The sequence below is a fragment of the Duganella dendranthematis genome (genome assembly GCF_012849375.1).
Classification (GTDB): Bacteria; Pseudomonadota; Gammaproteobacteria; order Burkholderiales; family Burkholderiaceae_D; genus Rugamonas; species Rugamonas dendranthematis.
The window spans coordinates 3,377,701-3,395,122 of sequence record NZ_CP051684.1; the positions used below are offsets into that span (position 1 = coordinate 3,377,701).

Genomic DNA, 17,422 nt, shown 5'->3' on the forward strand with positions numbered 1-17,422 from the left:
CAACGATTAGTTCAGTTCGGTGACGAACTTGTCGCGCGGACGGCGCACTTTTTTCAGGTTGACCAGCCAGTCGCTCTCGGCCTTGCGGTAGCCCACCGGCAGGATCACCACGCTGCGCAGGTGACGCTCTTTCAGGCCCAGGATCTGGTCGACGGCGGCCGGATCGAAACCTTCCATCGGCGTGCTGTCGACGCCTTGTTCGGCGGCGGCCACCAGCGCGATGCCCAGGCCGATGTAAGCCTGGCGCGCGGCGGCGTCAAAGTTGGCTTGCTCGGTGCGTGCGGCAATAATGCCGTGCAGCTGCTTGCGATAGGCTTCCCAGCCTTCGTTGACGAAACCGCGCACCTCGTTGGTGTAGTCGAAGGCGGCGTCGATGCGCTCCGGGGTGATATTGTCCCAGGCCGCGAACACCAGCAGGTGCGAAGCGTCGGTCACTTGCGCCTGGCCCCACGCCACTTCGCGGATCTTGGCGCGCAGGTCCGGGTTTTTCACCACGAACACTTCAAACGGCTGCAGGCCGCTGGAGGTCGGCGCCAGGCGGATCGCTTCCAGGATGTGATTCAGCTTCTCGTCGTCCAGCTTTTGGGCAGCGTCGTAGCTCTTGGTGGCGTAGCGCCAGTTCAGGTGGTTGATTACGTCGGTCATATCGATACTCCTGGAGGTTATATGGCCTGCCTAAGCAGGCTGAGGCGGACCACCTTATAATAAGTTTCAAGTCAACTTGAGGGTCAAGCGAAAAATGAAAATCGGTGAACTTTCCCGAATGTCAGGCATGGCTGCCTCGGCGATACGGTTTTACGAAGAGCAGGGATTGCTGGCGCCGATCTCGCGCACGGCGTCCGGCTACCGTCAATATGCCAGCAATGCACCAGATCGCCTGAAGCTGATCCAGGGCGCGAAGAAGCTGGGCTTTTCGCTGGATGTGATTCGCGACATGCTGGATGAAAACGGCAAATGCTCGATCGAAAAGACCATGCAGCAATCGGCCATTCTGTTGCGGGAGATCGAGGAACAGCAGGCGGCGCTGGAACGGCGGCGGCAATCGCTGCTGATCCTGCGCGCCAATCTGGACAACTACCAGAGCGACAATCCGTGCCCTGGCAATCAGACGGTGAACTGACTAGCTGAAACTCAGGCCTTCCAATGGGAAGCCCTTGATGAACTCGGCGGCAGGCAAGCGCTTGCCGCCCGGTTTTTGCAGCGAGGTCAGGCGCAATGCACCCTGGCCGCAGGCGACCACGATGCCATGCTGCGCATCGGCCGACAGCACCTGGCCGGCGGCGCCGCTGCCTTCCACCACTTCCGCACCCCACAGCTTGACCACCACGCCGTTGACCGTGCCATGCGCACCCGGGAAGGGATTGAAGGCGCGGATCTTGCGGCCGATCTCGACGGCGGATTGCGCGAAGTCCAGCGCCGCTTCTTCCTTGCTGATCTTGCTGGCGTAGTTGACGCCTTGTTCCGGCTGCACCACCGCTTCCAGCTGCTGGTGCTGGTATTTGTTGAGCGCCTCGACAATCATCTTGCCGCCCAGCGCCGCCAGCTTGTCGTGCAGGCTGCCGGTGGTGTCGCTGTCTTCGATGGCCACTTTTTCAATCAGCAGCATCGGGCCGGTATCCAGGCCTTCCTCCATCTCCATGATGGTGATGCCGGTCTCCGTATCGCCCGCTTCGATGGCGCGATGGATGGGCGCGGCGCCACGCCAGCGCGGCAGCAGCGAGCCGTGGATATTGAGGCAGGGCTTGATGTCCAGCGTGCTGCGCGGCAGGATCAGGCCGTAGGCGGCCACCACCATCACGTCATACGGCGTCGATAGCAGGCGCTGGTGCGCGGCCAGGGCTTCCTCGGCGCGCTGCGGGTCCTTGCTGTCCATGCGCAGCGACAGCGGCTGCAGCACTTCAATGCCGTGCGTGACCGCGTATTGCTTGACGGCCGAGGGCTGCAATTGCATGCCGCGGCCGGCAGGGCGGTCCGGCTGAGTCAGCACCAGCGGGATTTCAAAGCCCGCCTCGTGCAGCGCTTGCAGGGCCGTGGCGGCAAATTCGGGCGTACCCGCGAAGATGACTTTCATGGCTTAGTAGCGACGGCCCTGGGCGCGCAGCTGGGCTTCACGCTGCATGCCGCGTTCTTCCTTCTGCAGCTTGGCCTTGATGCGGTTGCGCTTCAGCGGCGACAGGTATTCGACGAACACCTTACCCAGCAGGTGGTCCATCTCGTGCTGAATGCAGACGGCCAGCAGGCCATCGGCGTCGACTTCAAACGGCTGGCCCTTGACGTCGAAGGCGCGCACCTTGACCTTGGTCGGCCGCTCAACGCCGTCGTACACGCCCGGCACCGACAGGCAGCCTTCTTCGTAGACTTCCTTGTCATCGCTGGCCCACAGGATTTCCGGATTGATGAAGGCGGTCAGCGCGTTCTTTTCTTCGCTGATGTCGATCACCACGACTTGCTCGTGAACGTCGACCTGCGACGCGGCCAGGCCGATGCCGGGCGCGTCGTACATGGTTTCGGCCATGTCGGCGACCAGCTTGGCCAGACGCTCGTCAAAAACGGTAACCGGCACTGCAACTTTGTGCAGGCGTGGATCGGGGTAACGCAGAATATTTAAAATAGCCATGATAACGAAGTGAAAACTATGTGATTTCCCTGCTAATGCAGCAAGCGCGCGACGCATGATGGGAGCGCGGTTTCGCTTGCTAGTTCAGGGTTTTATGGGCAGAATTTGATTCAATTTAGCAAGCTTTACTGCTTTGCTGCCGTGCACCCGTGGCGCACTTACTGGATCTATTAATGAAAAATTTTAGCACAGTCGGTAGCCGCCTTGTGGTTGCGGTGCTGGTTTTTGCCGCCGCCACCGCTTCGGCGGCGCCGCTGACCTGCGAATTCCGCGCCGACGCCCCCGACCAGCACGTGGTGGTCAAGGGGGACACCCTGTGGGATATTGCCGGTACGTTCCTGCAAAAACCCTGGTGCTGGCCCACCGTCTGGGACATGAACCGCGACGACATCGCCAATCCACACTGGATTTATCCGGGCCAGATCATCTGGTTCGACCGCGCCGCCGGCCGCTTGCGGCTGGGGCAGCCGATTGCCGCCAACAGCGGCGTCAACGACCCTGCCGCCGAGCGCCTGCGTCCGCGCGTGCGCACCGACGGCCTGGGCGTGGATGCCGTGCCGTCGATTCCGCCGGGCGTGATCGAACCGTTCCTGACCCAGCCGCTGATTATCGAAGATGACGAATTGAAAGGCGCGCCGCGCATCGTCGCCACGCAGGAGGGGCATGTGTTCTTGGGCAAGGACGACAAAGCCTATGTGCGCGGCGAGCTGGGCGGCAATAGCGCGTTCCAGGTATTCCGTCCGGGCGCGCCGCTGAAAGATCCTGTCAGCAAGCAGATCATCGGCTACGAAGCCTTTTATTTAGGCACGGTCAAATTGCAGACCGAGGCCAAGCCGGGCGCCGGCAGCGACGTGCACACCTTCACGGTCACCACCGCCACCCAGGAAATTGGCAAGGGCGACCAGCTGCGCGCCGTGCCGCCGATGCCGGTGCGGAATTATGTACCGCACCCACCGGCCCAGCCGGTCGAGTCGCGCGTGGTGTCGGTGTACGGCGGCGTCACCCACGCCGGTCAGAATCAGATTGTCAGCATTAATCGCGGAAAGCTTGACGGACTCGATGTCGGCGCCGTGCTGCAGCTGTACCATGCGGGAGCAACTGTCAGCGATTCCACGGCCAAGAAGGGCTGGTTCGGGCGCGAGCAGCAGGTCAAGCTGCCGGATGAGGAAGTGGGCAGCTTGTTTATCTTCCGCACGTTCAAGCATATTTCCTATGGCTTGATCATGCAGGTGACGGCGCCAGTGCAGATCGGCGATGTCGCCAAGTCGCCGGAGTAAGCTGCGCCGTGCAAGCCACGGATTCCCTTGCCGAAATGACGCCGCCAGCGCTGGCCGACTGGCTGCGTCTGCAACAGACCGACGGCGTCGGCCTGCTGACCGCGCACAGCCTGCTGGAATACTTCGAGACGCCGGCCGCCATCTTTGCCGCCAGCCGGGCCAAACTGCTGGAAATCGTCAAGCCGCACCAGGCCGGCGCCTTGCTGGCGCCGCCGCCGGCCGGTCTCGGCGCCCAGCTGGACGCCATGCTGGCTTGGCAGGCGCAGCCGGGCAACTATCTGCTGCCGCTCGACCATCCCGCCTATCCTGAATATTTGCGCAACATCGTCGGCGCGCCGTTGCTGCTGTTCGTCAAGGGTCGCGTTGAGCTGTTGCCGCAGCGCTCGGTGGCGGTGGTGGGTTCGCGCAACGCCAGCCGCCAGGGGCTGCTGAACGCCGAGCACATGGCGCAGGCGCTGTCCGAGGCTGGCCTGACCATCGTCTCCGGCCTGGCGCTGGGCATCGACGCGGCGGCCCACGTCGGCGGCTTGAACGGCCCCGGCAGCACCATCGCCGTGCTCGGCACCGGCGCCGACCGTATCTATCCGGCCCGCAACGGCGCGCTGGCGCGGCGCATCGCCGAGGAGGGCTGTATCGTCAGCGAATATGCGCTCGGCACGCCGCCGTCGCGCGACAGCTTCCCGCGCCGCAACCGCATCATCAGTGGGCTGGCGCGCGGGGTGCTGGTGGTGGAGGCGGCCGCCAAGTCCGGCTCGCTGATCACCGCCGAACTGGCGGTCGGGCAGGGCCGCGATGTGTATGCGGTGCCCGGTTCGATTCATGCGACACTGTCCAAAGGCTGCCACCAACTGATACGCGAAGGCGCCAAGCTGGTGGAAACCGCCGCCGATGTGTTGCAGGCGATGCAGATGCTGGCCGACGGCGAGGCCGGCGCCCGGCCCGCGCTGGACGACAGTTTCGTCGACCGGGTGTTGCTGGCGATGGGCGACGATCCGGTCCAGGCCGACGTGCTGGCGCTGCATCTGGGCCAGCCGGCCGGCGAATTGCAGGGGCAGTTGCTGGCGCTGGAGTTGGCCGGACTGCTGGAACGCTTGCCGGGCGGCATGTTTCAAAGGCTACGTGGCTGAACAGCACTTGTCTCCGATTCGTGTTAACTGATAGAGTAGAGCCATGTTCGACGTCCTTGTCTATCTCTACGAAACTTATTACCGGCCCGATGCGTGCCCGGAGCCGGCCGCATTGGCGAAGAAGCTGTCAGCCGTCGGTTTCGATGATGTCGAGATTTCCGAGGCGCTGGTGTGGCTGACCGACCTCAACGCCATCGCCGGCGTCGAGCAGGCGCTGACGGCGGCCTCCACCGGCACCCGCTTCTACGTCGAGGAAGAGCAGGACGCGCTGGGCGGCGCCGCCATCGGTTTCATCCAGTTCCTCGAATCGGCCAAGGTGTTGTCGCCGCTGCAACGTGAAATCGTCATCGAGCGCGCGCTGGCGCTGGAAGAAATGCCGGTCTCGCTGGGCAAACTCAAGGTCATCGTGCTGATGTTGCTCTGGAGCCAAGGCAAGGAGCCGGACGCGCTGATGTTCGACGACCTGTTCGGTTCCGACGAAGACCAGGCCCCGCGCCTGCTGCATTAATTCCCCTCAAATAAATACTTTCGTGCAACAATTGGCTGCGCCGGCGCGGCATGCTTGCGGTTCTTGCGGCAATCCGCTTATTATTTGCGCTTTGATAAGACTGTGACGCAAACGTGCAGATTGCTGCGCGATCCATGTATGATGCGCATCTGTCCTCCCCTCAAGTGTTACAAACGAGATACTAAATATGAGCAAAACCCTCATCATCGCCGAGAAACCGTCTGTCGCGAATGACATCGCGAAGACGCTGGGCGGCTTCACCAAGCACGATGAGTACTTTGAATCCGACGAGTACGTGTTGTCCTCCGCCGTTGGTCACCTGCTGGAAATTGCCGTCCCGGAAGAACACGACGTCAAGCGCGGCAAGTGGAGCTTCGCCCATCTGCCGATGATTCCGCCGTATTTCGCGCTGAACCCGATCGCCAAGACCGAAGCGCGCCTCAAGGTGCTGAACAAGCTGATCAAGCGTAAAGACGTCACCACCCTGATCAACGCATGTGACGCGGGGCGCGAAGGTGAACTGATCTTCCGCCTGATCGCGCAGAACGCCAAGGCCAAGCAGCCGGTCAAGCGGCTGTGGCTGCAATCGATGACGCCGGGCGCGATCCGCGACGGCTTCACCCATCTGCGCAGCGACGAAGACATGCTGCCGCTGGCCGACGCCGCCCGCTGCCGTTCCGAGGCGGACTGGCTGATCGGCATCAACGGCACCCGCGCCATGACCGCGTTCAACTCGAAAGAGGGCGGCTTTTACCTGACCACCGTCGGCCGCGTGCAGACGCCGACCCTGTCGATCGTGGTCGAGCGCGAAGAAAAGATCAAGAAATTCGTCTCGCGCGACTTCTGGGAAGTGCGCGCCGAGTTCGTGTGCGCCGCCGGCGTCTACGAAGGCCGCTGGCTGGACACCAAGTTCAAGAAGGACGAGAACGATCCGGAGAAACGCGCCGAGCGCCTGTGGAGCAAGGCTGCGGCCGACTCCATCGCGGTCGCCGTGCGCGGCAAGCAGGGCAACGTCACCGAAGAATCCAAGCCGACCACCTCGATGGCGCCGGGCCTGTTCGACCTGACCAGCCTGCAACGTGAGGCCAACTCGCGTTTCGGCTTCTCGGCCAAGAACACGCTGGGCCTGGCCCAGGCGCTGTACGAAAAGCACAAGGTGCTGACCTACCCGCGTACCGATTCGCGCCACCTGCCGGAAGATTATCTGGACACCGTCAAGCAGACGCTGGACTCGGTCAAAGAGAATAATAATTACCACCAGTTCGCCAAGCAGATCCTGGACAAGGGCTGGGTCAAGCCGAACAAGCGCATCTTCGACAACACCAAGATTTCGGATCACTTTGCGATCATCCCGACCACCATCGCGCCGAAGAATTTGTCCGAACCGGAACAGAAGCTGTACGACCTGGTGACGCGCCGCTTCATGGCGGTGTTCTTCCCGGCGGCCGAATTCCAGGTCACCACCCGCTATACCGAAGTGTCGGGCCACACCTTCAAGACTGAAGGCAAGGTCATGACCAATCCGGGCTGGTTGGCGATTTACGGCAAGGAAGCCGACGACGGCGACAAGGACGCTCCCAACAACAAGACGCTGGTGGCGGTGGCCAAGGGCGAGAAGGTGTTGACCGACAAGGTCGACGCCAACGGCCTGGTGACCAAGCCGCCAGCGCGCTACACCGAGGCGACGCTGCTGTCGGCCATGGAAGGCGCCGGCAAGCTGGTGGAAGACGACGAACTGCGCGATGCGATGGCCGGCAAGGGCCTAGGCACGCCAGCGACGCGCGCCGCCACCATTGAAGGTCTGATCTCCGAGAAGTATCTGCTGCGCGAAGGCCGCGAGCTGATGCCAACCGCCAAAGCATTCCAGCTGATGACGCTGCTGCGTGGCCTGGGCGTCAACGAGCTGACCGCGCCGGAGCTGACCGGCGAGTGGGAATACAAGCTGTCGCAGATGGAGAAGGGCAAGATCTCGCGCGAAGAATTCATGCGTGAGATCGCGCAGATGACGCAAGTGATCGTCAAGCGCGCCAAGGAATACAACAACGACACGATTCCGGGCGACTACGCCACGCTGACCGCGCCGTGCCCGAACTGCGCGCACGTGGTCAAGGAAAACTATCGCCGCTTCGCCTGCACCCATTGCGAATTCTCGATGAGCAAAACGCCGGGCGGCCGCCAGTTTGAAATCGCCGAAGTGGAACAGCTGCTGCGCGACCGCACCATCGGCCCGCTGCAAGGTTTCCGCTCGAAGATGGGCCGTCCGTTCGCCGCCATCCTGCGCATCGTCAAGGACGAGGACATCAAGAACTACAAGCTGGAGTTCGACTTCGGCCAGAACGACGATTCGGAAGATTCGGAACCGGTCGACTTCACCGGCCAGACGCCGCTGGGCCCGTGCCCCAAGTGCAACGGCAATGTGTACGAGATGGGCCTGGCCTATGTGTGCGAAGCCACCGTCGCCAAGCCGAAGGCGTGTGATTTCCGCAGCGGCCGCATCATCCTGCAACAGGAAATCCTGCCGGAGCAAATGGCCAAGTTGCTCAACGATGGCAAGACCGACCTGCTGCCGGGCTTTATCTCGCAGCGCACCCGCCGTCCGTTCAAGGCCTTCCTGGTGAAGGGCAAGGACGGCAAGATCAGCTTCGAGTTCGAAGAGCGCAAAGCCAAAACGCCGGCCAAAGGCAAGGCGGCTGCGGCGGCTACTGAAGACGGCGCGTCGGAAGAGAAAAAAGCACCGGTGAAAAAGGCGGCGGCGGTCAAAAAGGCTGCGGCAGTCAAAAAGCCAGCGGCGAAGAAACCAGCCGCAAAAAAAGCAGCGCCTAAAAAAGCCGCTGCGACTGCGGAGTAAAACAGAACGGGACACGCAAGTGTCCCGTTTTTTTTATGGCGTGAGCTGTTGCAGCGCCGCCGTCAGCTGCTGCATGGCCGCCGTCACGAAGGTGGCAAACATTTTCTTGTGCGCCTCGTGCAGTTCTGCCAGCTTGTCCACCGTCTCCAGCGCGCGCCGCGTGTCGGCCGGCGTCGCCACGCTATCGAGCGTGAATAGCTGATCCGACCGCAACGCCGCCTGCGCCCTATCTCGCAGTGGTAAAGGTTTATTTTTGTCTGCCGCCTCGGCACCGGTACGCGCGAAGAAGCAACCGTGTCCTGATTTTAGTACAAGGTAAAGCTCAGTGTTTTTTATGTTGACTCGACGGTTAAATGGGATTTAAATATTAACTCATTCGTTAATAAGTAAATTATGGAACTGGATCGGGTATTCGAGGCTTTGGCGTCCAAGCCAAGGCGACAGATTCTGGCGTATTTGTCGGAGGCGGAGTTGTCGACTTCCGATCTGGCCGCACGCTTTGAAATGAGCGCGCCGGCTATCTCACGCCATTTGTCGATATTGGAAAATGCAGGGCTGGTGACCAGTGAACGCCGTGGGCAGTTTGTGCTTTATAAGCTGAACGGCGATAGCCTGGTCAATACGCTGACCTCCTATGCCTTTGAAGTATGTCCAGTGGGACGGCCATTGAAACGCGAATCAAAAGCACTCAGCAAGAAAAAGAAAACGACCTAGCAAGAAATCCTTCAAGGAGGTCTTAGATGGAGCAGCACCGTGTCCGGGTCATCGCGCCCTCTGATGTGGTTGTCGGTGAAGTGCGCTATGCGCCGCGGAAGTCGTTGTGGTTGATTGCGATGGCGGGTACGGCCCTCATCGGCGGCTGGCTGACGTTCAGCTGGGTGGCATGTGTCGTCTTCCTGATGACCACTGCAACAGTGCTGTTGTTTGGCCATTCACTGGGAAGCCATCGCAAGTTGATCCACAACAGCTTCCAGTGCCCGAAGCTGCTCGAATATGCGCTGGTTTATCTGGGCGTACAGGTTGGTTTGGCTGGGCCGTTGAGTTTGCTTCGCCAGCATGAGTTGCGTGACTATGCGCAGCGTTTGCCGCAGTGCCACGACTATTTGCGTCATGGCCGCTCGATATGGCGGGATGCATGGTGGCAGCTGCACTGCGAACTGCATCTCGCGAATCCGCCGGTGACTCATATCGAAGCGCAGATCGCGGATGACCGCTTCTACCGTTTTCTTGAACGCACCTGGATGCTGCAGCAGCTGCCCGTTGCGCTGCTCCTGTTTTATCTGGGCGGTTGGTCGTATGTCGTTTTCGGCACCTGCGCGCGGGTAACGGCCGGAGTATTTGGTCATTGGCTGATAGGCTACTACGCTCACAATCATGGCGAGATGCGTTATGTGGTGCGTGGCGCGGCTGTGCAAGGCCGCAATCTCCGCCTGACTTCATTGCTGACCATGGGCGAATGCTGGCACAACAATCATCATGCCTTCCCAGGATCGGCACGCCTGGGACTGCGGTTGGGGGAGTGGGACCCCGGCTGGTGGGTACTGGTTGTGCTGCGCCGCTGCGGCTTGGTCTGGGGCGTCAAGCTGCCGGGCGACCTTGCTGCGCGTCCGGAGCTGTGCGCGGCCGAGGATACAACTGGTAACTTTTCTTACGAAAGTCAGGTCGTCCTTGGCAGCGCTGGGTGCGTTGAAGGTACAAGAGCGCTGATCAACAGCGGTCTGCCAACCCACAGTAAAGGAATCACGCCATGAAAACCAACACCCTGATGCTTACCGCCGGCCTGTTTTCGATGATCAGCGCCGCCGCCTTCGCGCAGACGCCTGTGGCCCAGGTTCAGCACGACAATGCGCAGATCCGTCAGGATTCCAAACAAATTCATCAAGACACCCGCGAGATCAAACACGACAACGCCGTGATCGCTGTGAAGAAGGACGAAGTGGCCGCCGGCAAGCAGCAGCTGCACGCCGAGAAGCAGGAAAGCAAGGCGCTGGCCCATGCCGAGCATCAGGATCTGAAGCAGGGCAATCTGGCCGGCGCCGCCCAGCTGGAGCAGGCGCGCCGCAACGAGCAGGTGGCCATCAAGCAGCAAAAGCAGGAAATCCACCACGACCAGAAAGTGATCGCGCATCACGCCGTGGACAAGCACGCTACCCAGGTGGCGCGTCAGGAGGATAAAGTCGACCGTCACATCGACACCGCGAAACGTGATCACGACGCCAACAAGATCTGATTGTCATGGTGATCAAAGCCGGACGCCACCAGGCGCTCCGGCTTTTTAACGCTTGCGCGCGGCCGCACAAGCCACTATATTGAATCCATCATGACCCTCGCTCTCAACACCGTCACCTCCAATGCGGCTTATCAGCCGTATGTGCCGACGGTCGGCCAGAATTCGACGGCGGCTGCGGCCTTGTCGTCGCAAGCGGTCAGCTTGTCGGCGCAGTCGGCCGTGGTGGCGTCGCTGGGCGGCGCGACTGGCGCAACGGTGTATTCAGCCAGCGGTTTGCTGAGCAGCTTGACACAAGCGGGCACGCAGGCAGAAGCGGTCAGCGTGCCGGTAGACGGCAGCCAGGTCGACACCGCCGACAGCGCGCAGTTGGCGCAAGATCAGGGCATCGTGTCGACGCTGGCCACCAGCAGCACCGCCGCCGGCGTCTACTCCGGCAGCGGCACGGCCAGCGACGGTCTGTCCGATCAAGCCTCCGCCAACTGGGCGGACCTGCTCAAAACCAATCCCAATCTGGCCGGCACCGTCATCTCCAGTTCGTTCGACATGGGCATTGTCAGTACGCTGCACGTCACAGCGTAGTCACACCTAGGCATTAAATTAATTGCCGTGCTAAACTATTGATTCTTTAGGGCAATCCATTTTCTACTGCCTGAATCGCGGTTTCAATAGTAGCAATCTTCTTTGTTTTTCAACATTGCCATTACGGCACGGTACTCATGAATAATTTAAAAATTGGCACGCGCCTGGCGGCGGGCTTCGGCTTGGTATTGGCAATGATGATCCTGATGACGGTGATCGGCATTCGCCATATGCATTCGGTGGCCACGGCCACGCGCGACATGATGCAGCAGCCGCTGGCGAAGGAGCGCATGATCAGCGACTGGTATCGTTTGATCCACACCAGCGTGCGCCGCACCTCGGCCATCTCGAAGAGCACGGACCCGTCGCTGGGCCCGTTCTTTGCGGAAGACACCAAGCTGTCCACGGCCGAGATCAACAGCCTGCAGCAAAAGGTCGAGCCGCTGCTGGAAGGCGACGATGAGAAGGCGATGTACAAGGACATGACCGCCAACCGCAAGCTGTACGTGGCCTCGCGCGACAAGATCGTGGCGCTGAAAAAGGAAGGCAAGCTGGACGAGGCGGCCGAAGAGCTGGAGCAGCGCTTCATCCCTTACGGCAAAGCCTACCTGGGTTCGCTGGGCGGTTTGCTGGAGCATCAGCGCAAGAGCATGGACGGCGAGGCCGAGCGCATCGAGGCGTTGTATGAAACCAACCGCACCTTCATGGCCATCTTCGGGCTGGTGGTGCTGGCGCTGGGGGTCTTCTGCGCCTGGCGTTTGACGCGCGGCATCACCGTGCCGCTGGGCCAGGCCGTCGAAATTGCCGAAGCCGTGGCGCACCGCGATCTGACCTCGCATATCGAAGTCAACAGCAGCGACGAAACGGGCCGCCTGCTGCAATCGTTGCAGAAGATGAATGATGGCCTGATCAGCATCGTCACCGAAGTGCGCAACGGTACCGAGAGCATCTCGACCGCCTCCAACCAGATCGCCGCCGGCAACCTGGATCTGTCGGGCCGCACCGAAGAGCAGGCCTCCAGCCTGGAAGAGACCGCCTCGTCGATGGAAGAACTGACCGCCACCGTCAAGCAAAATGCCGACAACGCGCGCCAGGCCAACCAGCTGGCCGTGAAAGCGTCGGAAGTGGCGCAGCGCGGCGGCGGCGTGGTGGCGCAGGTGGTCAGCACCATGGATGCGATCAACGGCTCCTCACGCAAGATTGCCGACATCATCAGCGTGATCGATGGCATCGCCTTCCAGACCAATATTTTGGCCTTGAACGCGGCAGTAGAAGCGGCGCGTGCGGGCGAGCAGGGCCGTGGTTTCGCGGTGGTGGCGTCGGAAGTGCGCAACCTGGCGCAGCGCAGTGCGGCGGCGGCCAAGGAAATCAAGACGCTGATCGACGATTCACTGGACAAGGTGGATGCCGGCAGCATGCTGGTGTCGCAAGCCGGTAGCACCATGACCGACGTGGTGGACAGCATTCAACGCGTGACCGACATCATGGGCGAGATCACCTCGGCTACGCTGGAGCAGAGCAGCGGCATCGAGCAGGTCAATCAGGCGATCGGCCAGATGGACCAGGTCACGCAGCAAAACGCCGCGCTGGTGGAAGAAGCCGCCGCAGCAGCAGCCTCGCTGCACGATCAAGCCGATGCGCTGACCGCCGTGGTCGCCGTCTTCAAGCTGCGTTAATTGTTTATTGCGCTTGCAGCTCGACGTTGATCATGTTGTCGTCGGGCTTGCGGTCGATGAGTTTGTTGTCGGGGTCGATGCCGGCTTTGGCCGGGCGGCCGCTGACGATCACCGTGTAGCGGTTCTCTTTCTGGTCGATCAGCTTGCGCTCGCGCAGCAGGCTGTTGCCATCCTTGTCGTCGACGCCGATGTCGATCCAGTCTTTCAACGCCGCGTCTTTTTCCTCGCCCTGTTCGCCGGCCCGTACCTTGGCCGCGTTGACCGTGAAGCTGACTTCATATTTGCCATCGCTGAGCTTGCGCGCGGTGGCGGATACGGCATGGTTTTCATACAGCACGATGTGGTTGAACAGGTCGTCGATCAGGTAAGCCTGGTCGGGCGGCGTGATCTGGCGCAGCGCCGCTACCAGCACGTCCACGCCCGGATACGGCCCCGTCTTGCGGCCGTATTGCGCCAGCATCTCCTTCAGCGCGGCGTTGACCTTGGCCTCGCCCAGGATGTCCTGCAACTGATACATCGCCAGGCTGCCCTTGCGGTACTGGATGTAGTTCTGGTTTTCATTCTCCGCCAGCGGCAGTTCCTTCTTGCGCTCCAGCGCGCGGCCCATCAGATACTGCTCCAGGTCATAGTGCAGGAAGCGCCGCATCTTGCTGGGACCGAAGCTTTTCTTCATCACCATCAGCGCCGAGTACTCGGCCAGCGTTTCGCTCAGCACGCTGCTGCCGCGGGTGTTGCCGGCCACTAGCTGATGGCCCCACCACTGATGCGCCACTTCATGCGCGGTGATGTAGAACGGGTAGTCGATGTCTTTCGGATTTTTGTCGTTGACCTTGGCGATGAAGCCCACCGATTCTGAATACGGGATGGTGTTCGGATACGATTGCGCAAACTGCGCATAGCGCGGGAATTCGACGATGCGCACCAGCTTGTGCTGGTACGGTCCGAAATTTTTGGTGTAGTAGTCGAGCGATTCCTTGATGCCCTTGTCCATGCGCTCCAGGTTGTACTCGTGGCCGGGATGGTAGTACAGCTCGATGCCGACGTCCTGCCACCAGTCGCGCTTGACCAGATAGCGCGCCGACTGGAAGGCGTACATATTGAGGATCGGCTGTTCCATCTTGTAGTGGAAGTAGCGGCGGCCCTTGCTGCCCCAGTCCTTGATCAGGGTGCCCGGCGCAATCGCGGTCTGGTCGGCGCTGGTGCTGACGGTGGCGTCGAAGTTGATCCAGTCGGCGTCGTTGCCGGCGAAGTTGTTGGCCAGTCCGCCCGCATCGTTGCGCGGCAGCATGCGTTCGCGCGCCGCCAGCTGGTGTTTCTTGCGGTCGCGCGCATCGTTCAGTTCCCAGTCCTGCTGGTAGCCGATGTGCGGCATGATGCCGTTGTTGAAGAAGGTGCCGTTGGCGATCACCGGGGTGTCCTGGCCGAGGCCGAGGATGCCGCGCGGTTCGTAGCTGAGTTCGAATTCCATCGCCAGCAGCGCGCCCGGCGCCAGCGGCTTGCTCAGCTTGTAGGTGTAGAAGCCCAGCGCGCGGTCTTGCAGGCCGTTGCGCACCGGCTGGTCGAAGCGTACCCGGTACAGCGTGGTGGCGTTGTCCTGCGAGACGATGATGTCGCTAACCGGCTGTGTGCCCTTGTTCTGCAATACGTAGCGGCCTTTGACGTTGAGCGTGCGCTGCGCCGGCCAGATGTCGACGTTCAGCTTGACGTCGTTGATGCGCGGCTGCGGGATCACCGCGTATTGCTTGTACCGGCGTTCGTAGTCGGCCTTGTCGCTTTCCTTGCGGTAGGCCGGTTTGTAGTCGTTGGCGATGTGCTGGTTGTAGAACAGCACGCCGCCGGCGCCGGCGAAGATCAGCACGCCGATGGTGATGCTGGCCAGTACCGGCATGCTCAGCGCATGGCGCGCCAGTTGCAGGCGCTGGCGCCAGCCGTCGTTGGTGCCGCGCGCCCAGAACAGCAGCGAGGCCACCACCAGCAGCAACGCCGCGCCGGCCCAGTAGGCTTCGTACCAGCGTTCGCGCAGCAGGAAGTGGCCGTAGCCGTTCATGGCCGAGTAGGTCAGGCCCGGCATGTTGCCGTAGATGAGCAGCGGATTGTCCAGACCTACCGTGCCGGCCGTGACGCTGATGATGTAGTAGACGATCATCGCGAAGTAGGCGATGTAGCGCTGGTTGATGATCACTTGCAGCGCGATCGCCAGCACCGCCGTCAGCGCGTAGCCGGGCAGCAGGATCAGGAACAGATGGCGCAGGTACAGGCCCGGCTCCAGCAGGAAGTAGCCCTGGCAGATCTGCACCGCCATGCCGCTCAGCATGACGATGAACAGCAGCAGCGCCTGCAGGCCGATCAGCGCGAACAGCTTGGACAGCAGCGGCAGCCAGCTCGGCACCGGCAGCGCGTCCAGCATCTGCGCCATGTGGGCCTCGCGTTCGCGCCAGATCAGTTCGCCCGCGTAGAAGGTGGTGATCACCATCATGAACAGGGCGAAGGTTTCGCTGACCACTTCCAGCACCTGGTAGGTGACCGGGTAGGTGTTGGTGCCGTACATCGAGCCGAGGTCCAGCGCCGAGGCCAGCATCATCAGCACGCCGGCCAGCACGATCACCAGGAAGTAGATGTTCTTGGTGGTTTCGCGCAGGTTGAGCCAGCTGCTCTTGAGCAGCAGCCAGCCCAGGCTGCGGGCCTGGAAGTCCGGCGCTTCCTGCGTGTTGGCCGAGGTCTGCGACAGCTGCTGTGGCATTTCGCCTTCGCCGGTGCTGCTGGCGCGGCTGTGGCCGCTATCGCTGGTGGCGATGAAGTGGAAGCGCCAGTAGCCCATCAGCAGGCCCAGCAGCGCGGCCGAGGCCCAGATCACGCGGTTCAGCAGATAGACATCTTCCGGCCACACCATGCGCGTATTGCGTTCGATGATGGGCCAGTATTCGGTCAGGCGAATCACGGCGGTGGTGCCGAACGGGTCGATCAGGGCGGCGAAGGTTTTGTAGTCGAGGTCGCGCGCCAGACCGGGCGCCACCATGTAACCGACCAGCATCACCACGCTGGCGATGTAAACCGGCAGCATGCGCCGCGTCAGCGCGGCGAGGATGAAGAACACGGCGCCGAAGATGAAGATATTCGGCAGGATGACGATCAGGTAGGGGATCACGTAGGCCAGCGCTGGCGGATGGGCCAGCCGCTCGGGATCGATGCCGGGGATGAAGCTGCCCAGCCAGGCGCCCAGCACGATGCTGGTGAAGATCACCGCCAGCGTCAGGTAGGCGCCGAGGAAGCGGCCGAACATGTACTGGTGCTTGCGGATCGGCGCGCTGAAGAAGAAGTGCTGCATGCCGTATTCAAAATCCTGCTGCACCGAGCGGCCCATCATGGCGGCGATCACCACCACGCCCAGCGAGCCGAGGAAGCTGGTGGTGAACATCAGCGAGCGCGGCGAGTCGATCAGCTGGCTGCCGAAGGTGATCGAGGCGCCCTTGAAGAAGCCGCCGGCGGCGGCCATCCACAGCATGGACAAGGCCAGGAAGCCGAGGAAATAAACCCAGGTCGATGGCAGCTTGAGGCGCTGTCGCGCTTCGAAGAGGGCGATGGCAAGCATGAGACCGTCCTTAATCGCAGCTGTTCGCGGCGCGGTGGCGGCCGGCGATGGTGGCGAAATAGACATCTTCCAGGTCGCCGATGGCTTCCTCGAAGCCGTCGCCCGGATCGTCGTCGCTGTAGACGTGGATCAGCGTACGGCCCGACAGCAGGCGCGACGAGATCACCGGGTGGCGCAGCTGGAACGATTGCAGGTCGCTTTTGTTGATGAAGCGGGCCCAGATCTTGTCGCTCACTTCGTGGATCAGTTCCTGGGTTGGCCCGCACAGCAGCAGATGGCCTTTGTTGATGATGGCCATGTTGGCGCACAGGTCGGCCACGTCCGACACGATGTGCGTCGACAGGATCACGGTCTTGTCTTCGCCGATGTCGGACAGCAAGTTGTGGAAGCGTACCCGTTCCTGCGGGTCGAGGCCGGCGGTCGGTTCGTCGACGATGATCAGTTTCGGGTCGCCCAGCAGCGCCTGGGCGATGCCGAAGCGCTGCCGCATGCCGCCCGAGAAACCGCCGAGGCGCTGGTGGCGCACTTCAAAAAGATTTGTTTGTTGCAACAGACCATCGACCACCTCGCGCCGGCGGTGGCGGTTGCTCAGGCCTTTGAGCACGGCGAAGTGGTCCAGCATCTCGTAGGCGGTGACTTTCGGGTAGACGCCGAAGTCCTGCGGCAGGTAGCCCAGCTGGCGGCGCAGTTCGTCTTTCTCGTCCAGCACGTCGAGGTCGCCGAAGAACACCGAGCCGGAATCGCATTCCTGCAAGGTGGCCAGGGTGCGCATCAGCGTCGACTTGCCGGCGCCATTCGGGCCGAGCAAGCCGAACATCCCGGTGGGGATGGTGAGCGAGATCTTGTCCAGTGCGACCACGCCATTGGCGTAGGTCTTGGACAAATTGCTGATGCTTAATTCCATACTAACTCCTGATTCTGCGCGAACAACCACTTTTCACATGATGGCATTGTATTGAATTTGATCCACA

At 61.6% G+C, this 17,422-nt stretch carries 16 protein-coding genes; 10 read left to right on the forward strand and 6 right to left on the reverse strand.

Going from position 1 to position 17,422, the window contains the following annotated elements; all coding sequences use genetic code 11:
- Nucleotides 1-6: 6 nt before the first annotated feature.
- Nucleotides 7-645: an NAD(P)H-dependent oxidoreductase gene (locus HH213_RS15390; RefSeq protein WP_110847443.1), complete on the reverse strand. Its 639-nt coding sequence runs from the start codon at nucleotides 643-645 to the stop codon at nucleotides 7-9.
- Nucleotides 646-763: 118 nt separating this feature from the next.
- Between HH213_RS15390 and HH213_RS15395 the strand changes: the two genes are divergently transcribed.
- On the forward strand, nucleotides 764-1,120 hold the full coding sequence (locus HH213_RS15395; RefSeq protein ID WP_229263019.1) for a helix-turn-helix domain-containing protein: 357 nt from the start codon (nucleotides 764-766) through the stop codon (nucleotides 1,118-1,120).
- On the opposite strand, the gene fmt is transcribed toward HH213_RS15395, so the two are convergent.
- Nucleotides 1,121-2,071 carry a methionyl-tRNA formyltransferase gene (gene fmt / locus HH213_RS15400; RefSeq protein WP_169112792.1) on the reverse strand — a complete coding sequence of 317 codons (951 nt, stop codon included), beginning with the start codon at nucleotides 2,069-2,071 and terminating at the stop codon, nucleotides 1,121-1,123.
- Nucleotides 2,072-2,074: 3 nt separating this feature from the next.
- The gene (def, locus tag HH213_RS15405) at nucleotides 2,075-2,617 is read right to left on the reverse strand and encodes a peptide deformylase (protein ID WP_110847440.1); all 543 of its coding nucleotides are present in this window, start codon (nucleotides 2,615-2,617) and stop codon (nucleotides 2,075-2,077) included.
- A gap of 173 nt (nucleotides 2,618-2,790) precedes the next feature.
- On the opposite strand from def, the gene HH213_RS15410 reads away from it, so the two are divergent.
- The 4 genes from HH213_RS15410 (at nucleotide 2,791) to HH213_RS15425 (ending at nucleotide 8,377) form a co-directional block, all read left to right on the forward strand.
- Entirely contained in the window at nucleotides 2,791-3,894 is a 1,104-nt protein-coding gene (locus tag HH213_RS15410; RefSeq protein ID WP_169112793.1) for a LysM peptidoglycan-binding domain-containing protein, read from the forward strand.
- A gap of 8 nt (nucleotides 3,895-3,902) precedes the next feature.
- Nucleotides 3,903-5,021, forward strand: coding sequence for a DNA-processing protein DprA (gene dprA, locus HH213_RS15415; RefSeq protein WP_443093321.1), 1,119 nt, complete (start codon nucleotides 3,903-3,905; stop codon nucleotides 5,019-5,021).
- Nucleotides 5,022-5,064: 43 nt separating this feature from the next.
- Nucleotides 5,065-5,529 (forward strand): Smg family protein, encoded by a 465-nt coding sequence (locus tag HH213_RS15420; RefSeq protein ID WP_110847437.1) that lies wholly within the window; start codon nucleotides 5,065-5,067, stop codon nucleotides 5,527-5,529.
- A gap of 187 nt (nucleotides 5,530-5,716) precedes the next feature.
- The gene (locus HH213_RS15425) at nucleotides 5,717-8,377 is read left to right on the forward strand and encodes a DNA topoisomerase III (RefSeq protein WP_169112794.1); all 2,661 of its coding nucleotides are present in this window, start codon (nucleotides 5,717-5,719) and stop codon (nucleotides 8,375-8,377) included.
- Between the two features lie 33 nt (nucleotides 8,378-8,410).
- On the opposite strand, the gene HH213_RS15430 is transcribed toward HH213_RS15425, so the two are convergent.
- Nucleotides 8,411-8,590, reverse strand: coding sequence for a hypothetical protein (locus HH213_RS15430; protein WP_169112795.1), 180 nt, complete (start codon nucleotides 8,588-8,590; stop codon nucleotides 8,411-8,413).
- A gap of 180 nt (nucleotides 8,591-8,770) precedes the next feature.
- On the opposite strand from HH213_RS15430, the gene HH213_RS15435 reads away from it, so the two are divergent.
- From HH213_RS15435 to HH213_RS15455, 5 genes are all read left to right on the forward strand, one after another.
- Nucleotides 8,771-9,091 (forward strand): ArsR/SmtB family transcription factor, encoded by a 321-nt coding sequence (locus tag HH213_RS15435; RefSeq protein ID WP_110847434.1) that lies wholly within the window; start codon nucleotides 8,771-8,773, stop codon nucleotides 9,089-9,091.
- 26 nt (nucleotides 9,092-9,117) lie between these two features.
- Nucleotides 9,118-10,128, forward strand: coding sequence for an acyl-CoA desaturase (locus tag HH213_RS15440; RefSeq protein WP_174864415.1), 1,011 nt, complete (start codon nucleotides 9,118-9,120; stop codon nucleotides 10,126-10,128).
- Nucleotides 10,125-10,607: a hypothetical protein gene (locus tag HH213_RS15445; RefSeq protein WP_169112796.1), complete on the forward strand. Its 483-nt coding sequence runs from the start codon at nucleotides 10,125-10,127 to the stop codon at nucleotides 10,605-10,607. The genes HH213_RS15440 and HH213_RS15445 overlap by 4 nt, the downstream gene beginning before the upstream one ends.
- Before the next feature lie 90 nt (nucleotides 10,608-10,697).
- Nucleotides 10,698-11,186, forward strand: coding sequence for a hypothetical protein (locus tag HH213_RS15450; RefSeq protein WP_169112797.1), 489 nt, complete (start codon nucleotides 10,698-10,700; stop codon nucleotides 11,184-11,186).
- Between the two features lie 137 nt (nucleotides 11,187-11,323).
- Entirely contained in the window at nucleotides 11,324-12,862 is a 1,539-nt protein-coding gene (locus tag HH213_RS15455) for a methyl-accepting chemotaxis protein (protein ID WP_110847431.1), read from the forward strand.
- A 4-nt stretch (nucleotides 12,863-12,866) separates the two neighbouring features.
- Here the strand turns inward: HH213_RS15455 and HH213_RS15460 are convergent, their stop codons facing one another.
- Together HH213_RS15460 and HH213_RS15465 are read right to left on the reverse strand one after the other, a co-directional pair.
- Nucleotides 12,867-16,451, reverse strand: a complete 3,585-nt coding sequence (locus tag HH213_RS15460) for an ABC transporter permease/M1 family aminopeptidase (protein WP_169112798.1) — start codon at nucleotides 16,449-16,451, stop codon at nucleotides 12,867-12,869.
- A gap of 10 nt (nucleotides 16,452-16,461) precedes the next feature.
- The gene (locus tag HH213_RS15465) at nucleotides 16,462-17,355 is read right to left on the reverse strand and encodes an ABC transporter ATP-binding protein (RefSeq protein ID WP_110847429.1); all 894 of its coding nucleotides are present in this window, start codon (nucleotides 17,353-17,355) and stop codon (nucleotides 16,462-16,464) included.
- Between the last annotated feature and the right edge of the window lie 67 nt (nucleotides 17,356-17,422).

Bases quoted from the DNA above. Each gene is read 5' to 3' on its own strand.
- fmt (WP_169112792.1), bottom strand. From the start codon at position 2,071: ATGAAAGTCATCTTCGCGGGTACGCCCGAATTTGCCGCCACGGCCCTG.
- HH213_RS15460 (WP_169112798.1), bottom strand. From the start codon at position 16,451: ATGCTTGCCATCGCCCTCTTCGAAGCGCGACAGCGCCTCAAGCTGCCA.
- HH213_RS15440 (WP_174864415.1), top strand. From the start codon at position 9,118: ATGGAGCAGCACCGTGTCCGGGTCATCGCGCCCTCTGATGTGGTTGTC.
- HH213_RS15445 (WP_169112796.1), top strand. From the start codon at position 10,125: ATGAAAACCAACACCCTGATGCTTACCGCCGGCCTGTTTTCGATGATC.
- HH213_RS15450 (WP_169112797.1), top strand. From the start codon at position 10,698: ATGACCCTCGCTCTCAACACCGTCACCTCCAATGCGGCTTATCAGCCG.
- def (WP_110847440.1), bottom strand. From the start codon at position 2,617: ATGGCTATTTTAAATATTCTGCGTTACCCCGATCCACGCCTGCACAAA.
- HH213_RS15425 (WP_169112794.1), top strand. From the start codon at position 5,717: ATGAGCAAAACCCTCATCATCGCCGAGAAACCGTCTGTCGCGAATGAC.
- HH213_RS15390 (WP_110847443.1), bottom strand. From the start codon at position 645: ATGACCGACGTAATCAACCACCTGAACTGGCGCTACGCCACCAAGAGC.
- HH213_RS15395 (WP_229263019.1), top strand. From the start codon at position 764: ATGTCAGGCATGGCTGCCTCGGCGATACGGTTTTACGAAGAGCAGGGA.
- HH213_RS15420 (WP_110847437.1), top strand. From the start codon at position 5,065: ATGTTCGACGTCCTTGTCTATCTCTACGAAACTTATTACCGGCCCGAT.
- HH213_RS15465 (WP_110847429.1), bottom strand. From the start codon at position 17,355: ATGGAATTAAGCATCAGCAATTTGTCCAAGACCTACGCCAATGGCGTG.
- HH213_RS15455 (WP_110847431.1), top strand. From the start codon at position 11,324: ATGAATAATTTAAAAATTGGCACGCGCCTGGCGGCGGGCTTCGGCTTG.
- HH213_RS15410 (WP_169112793.1), top strand. From the start codon at position 2,791: ATGAAAAATTTTAGCACAGTCGGTAGCCGCCTTGTGGTTGCGGTGCTG.
- HH213_RS15435 (WP_110847434.1), top strand. From the start codon at position 8,771: ATGGAACTGGATCGGGTATTCGAGGCTTTGGCGTCCAAGCCAAGGCGA.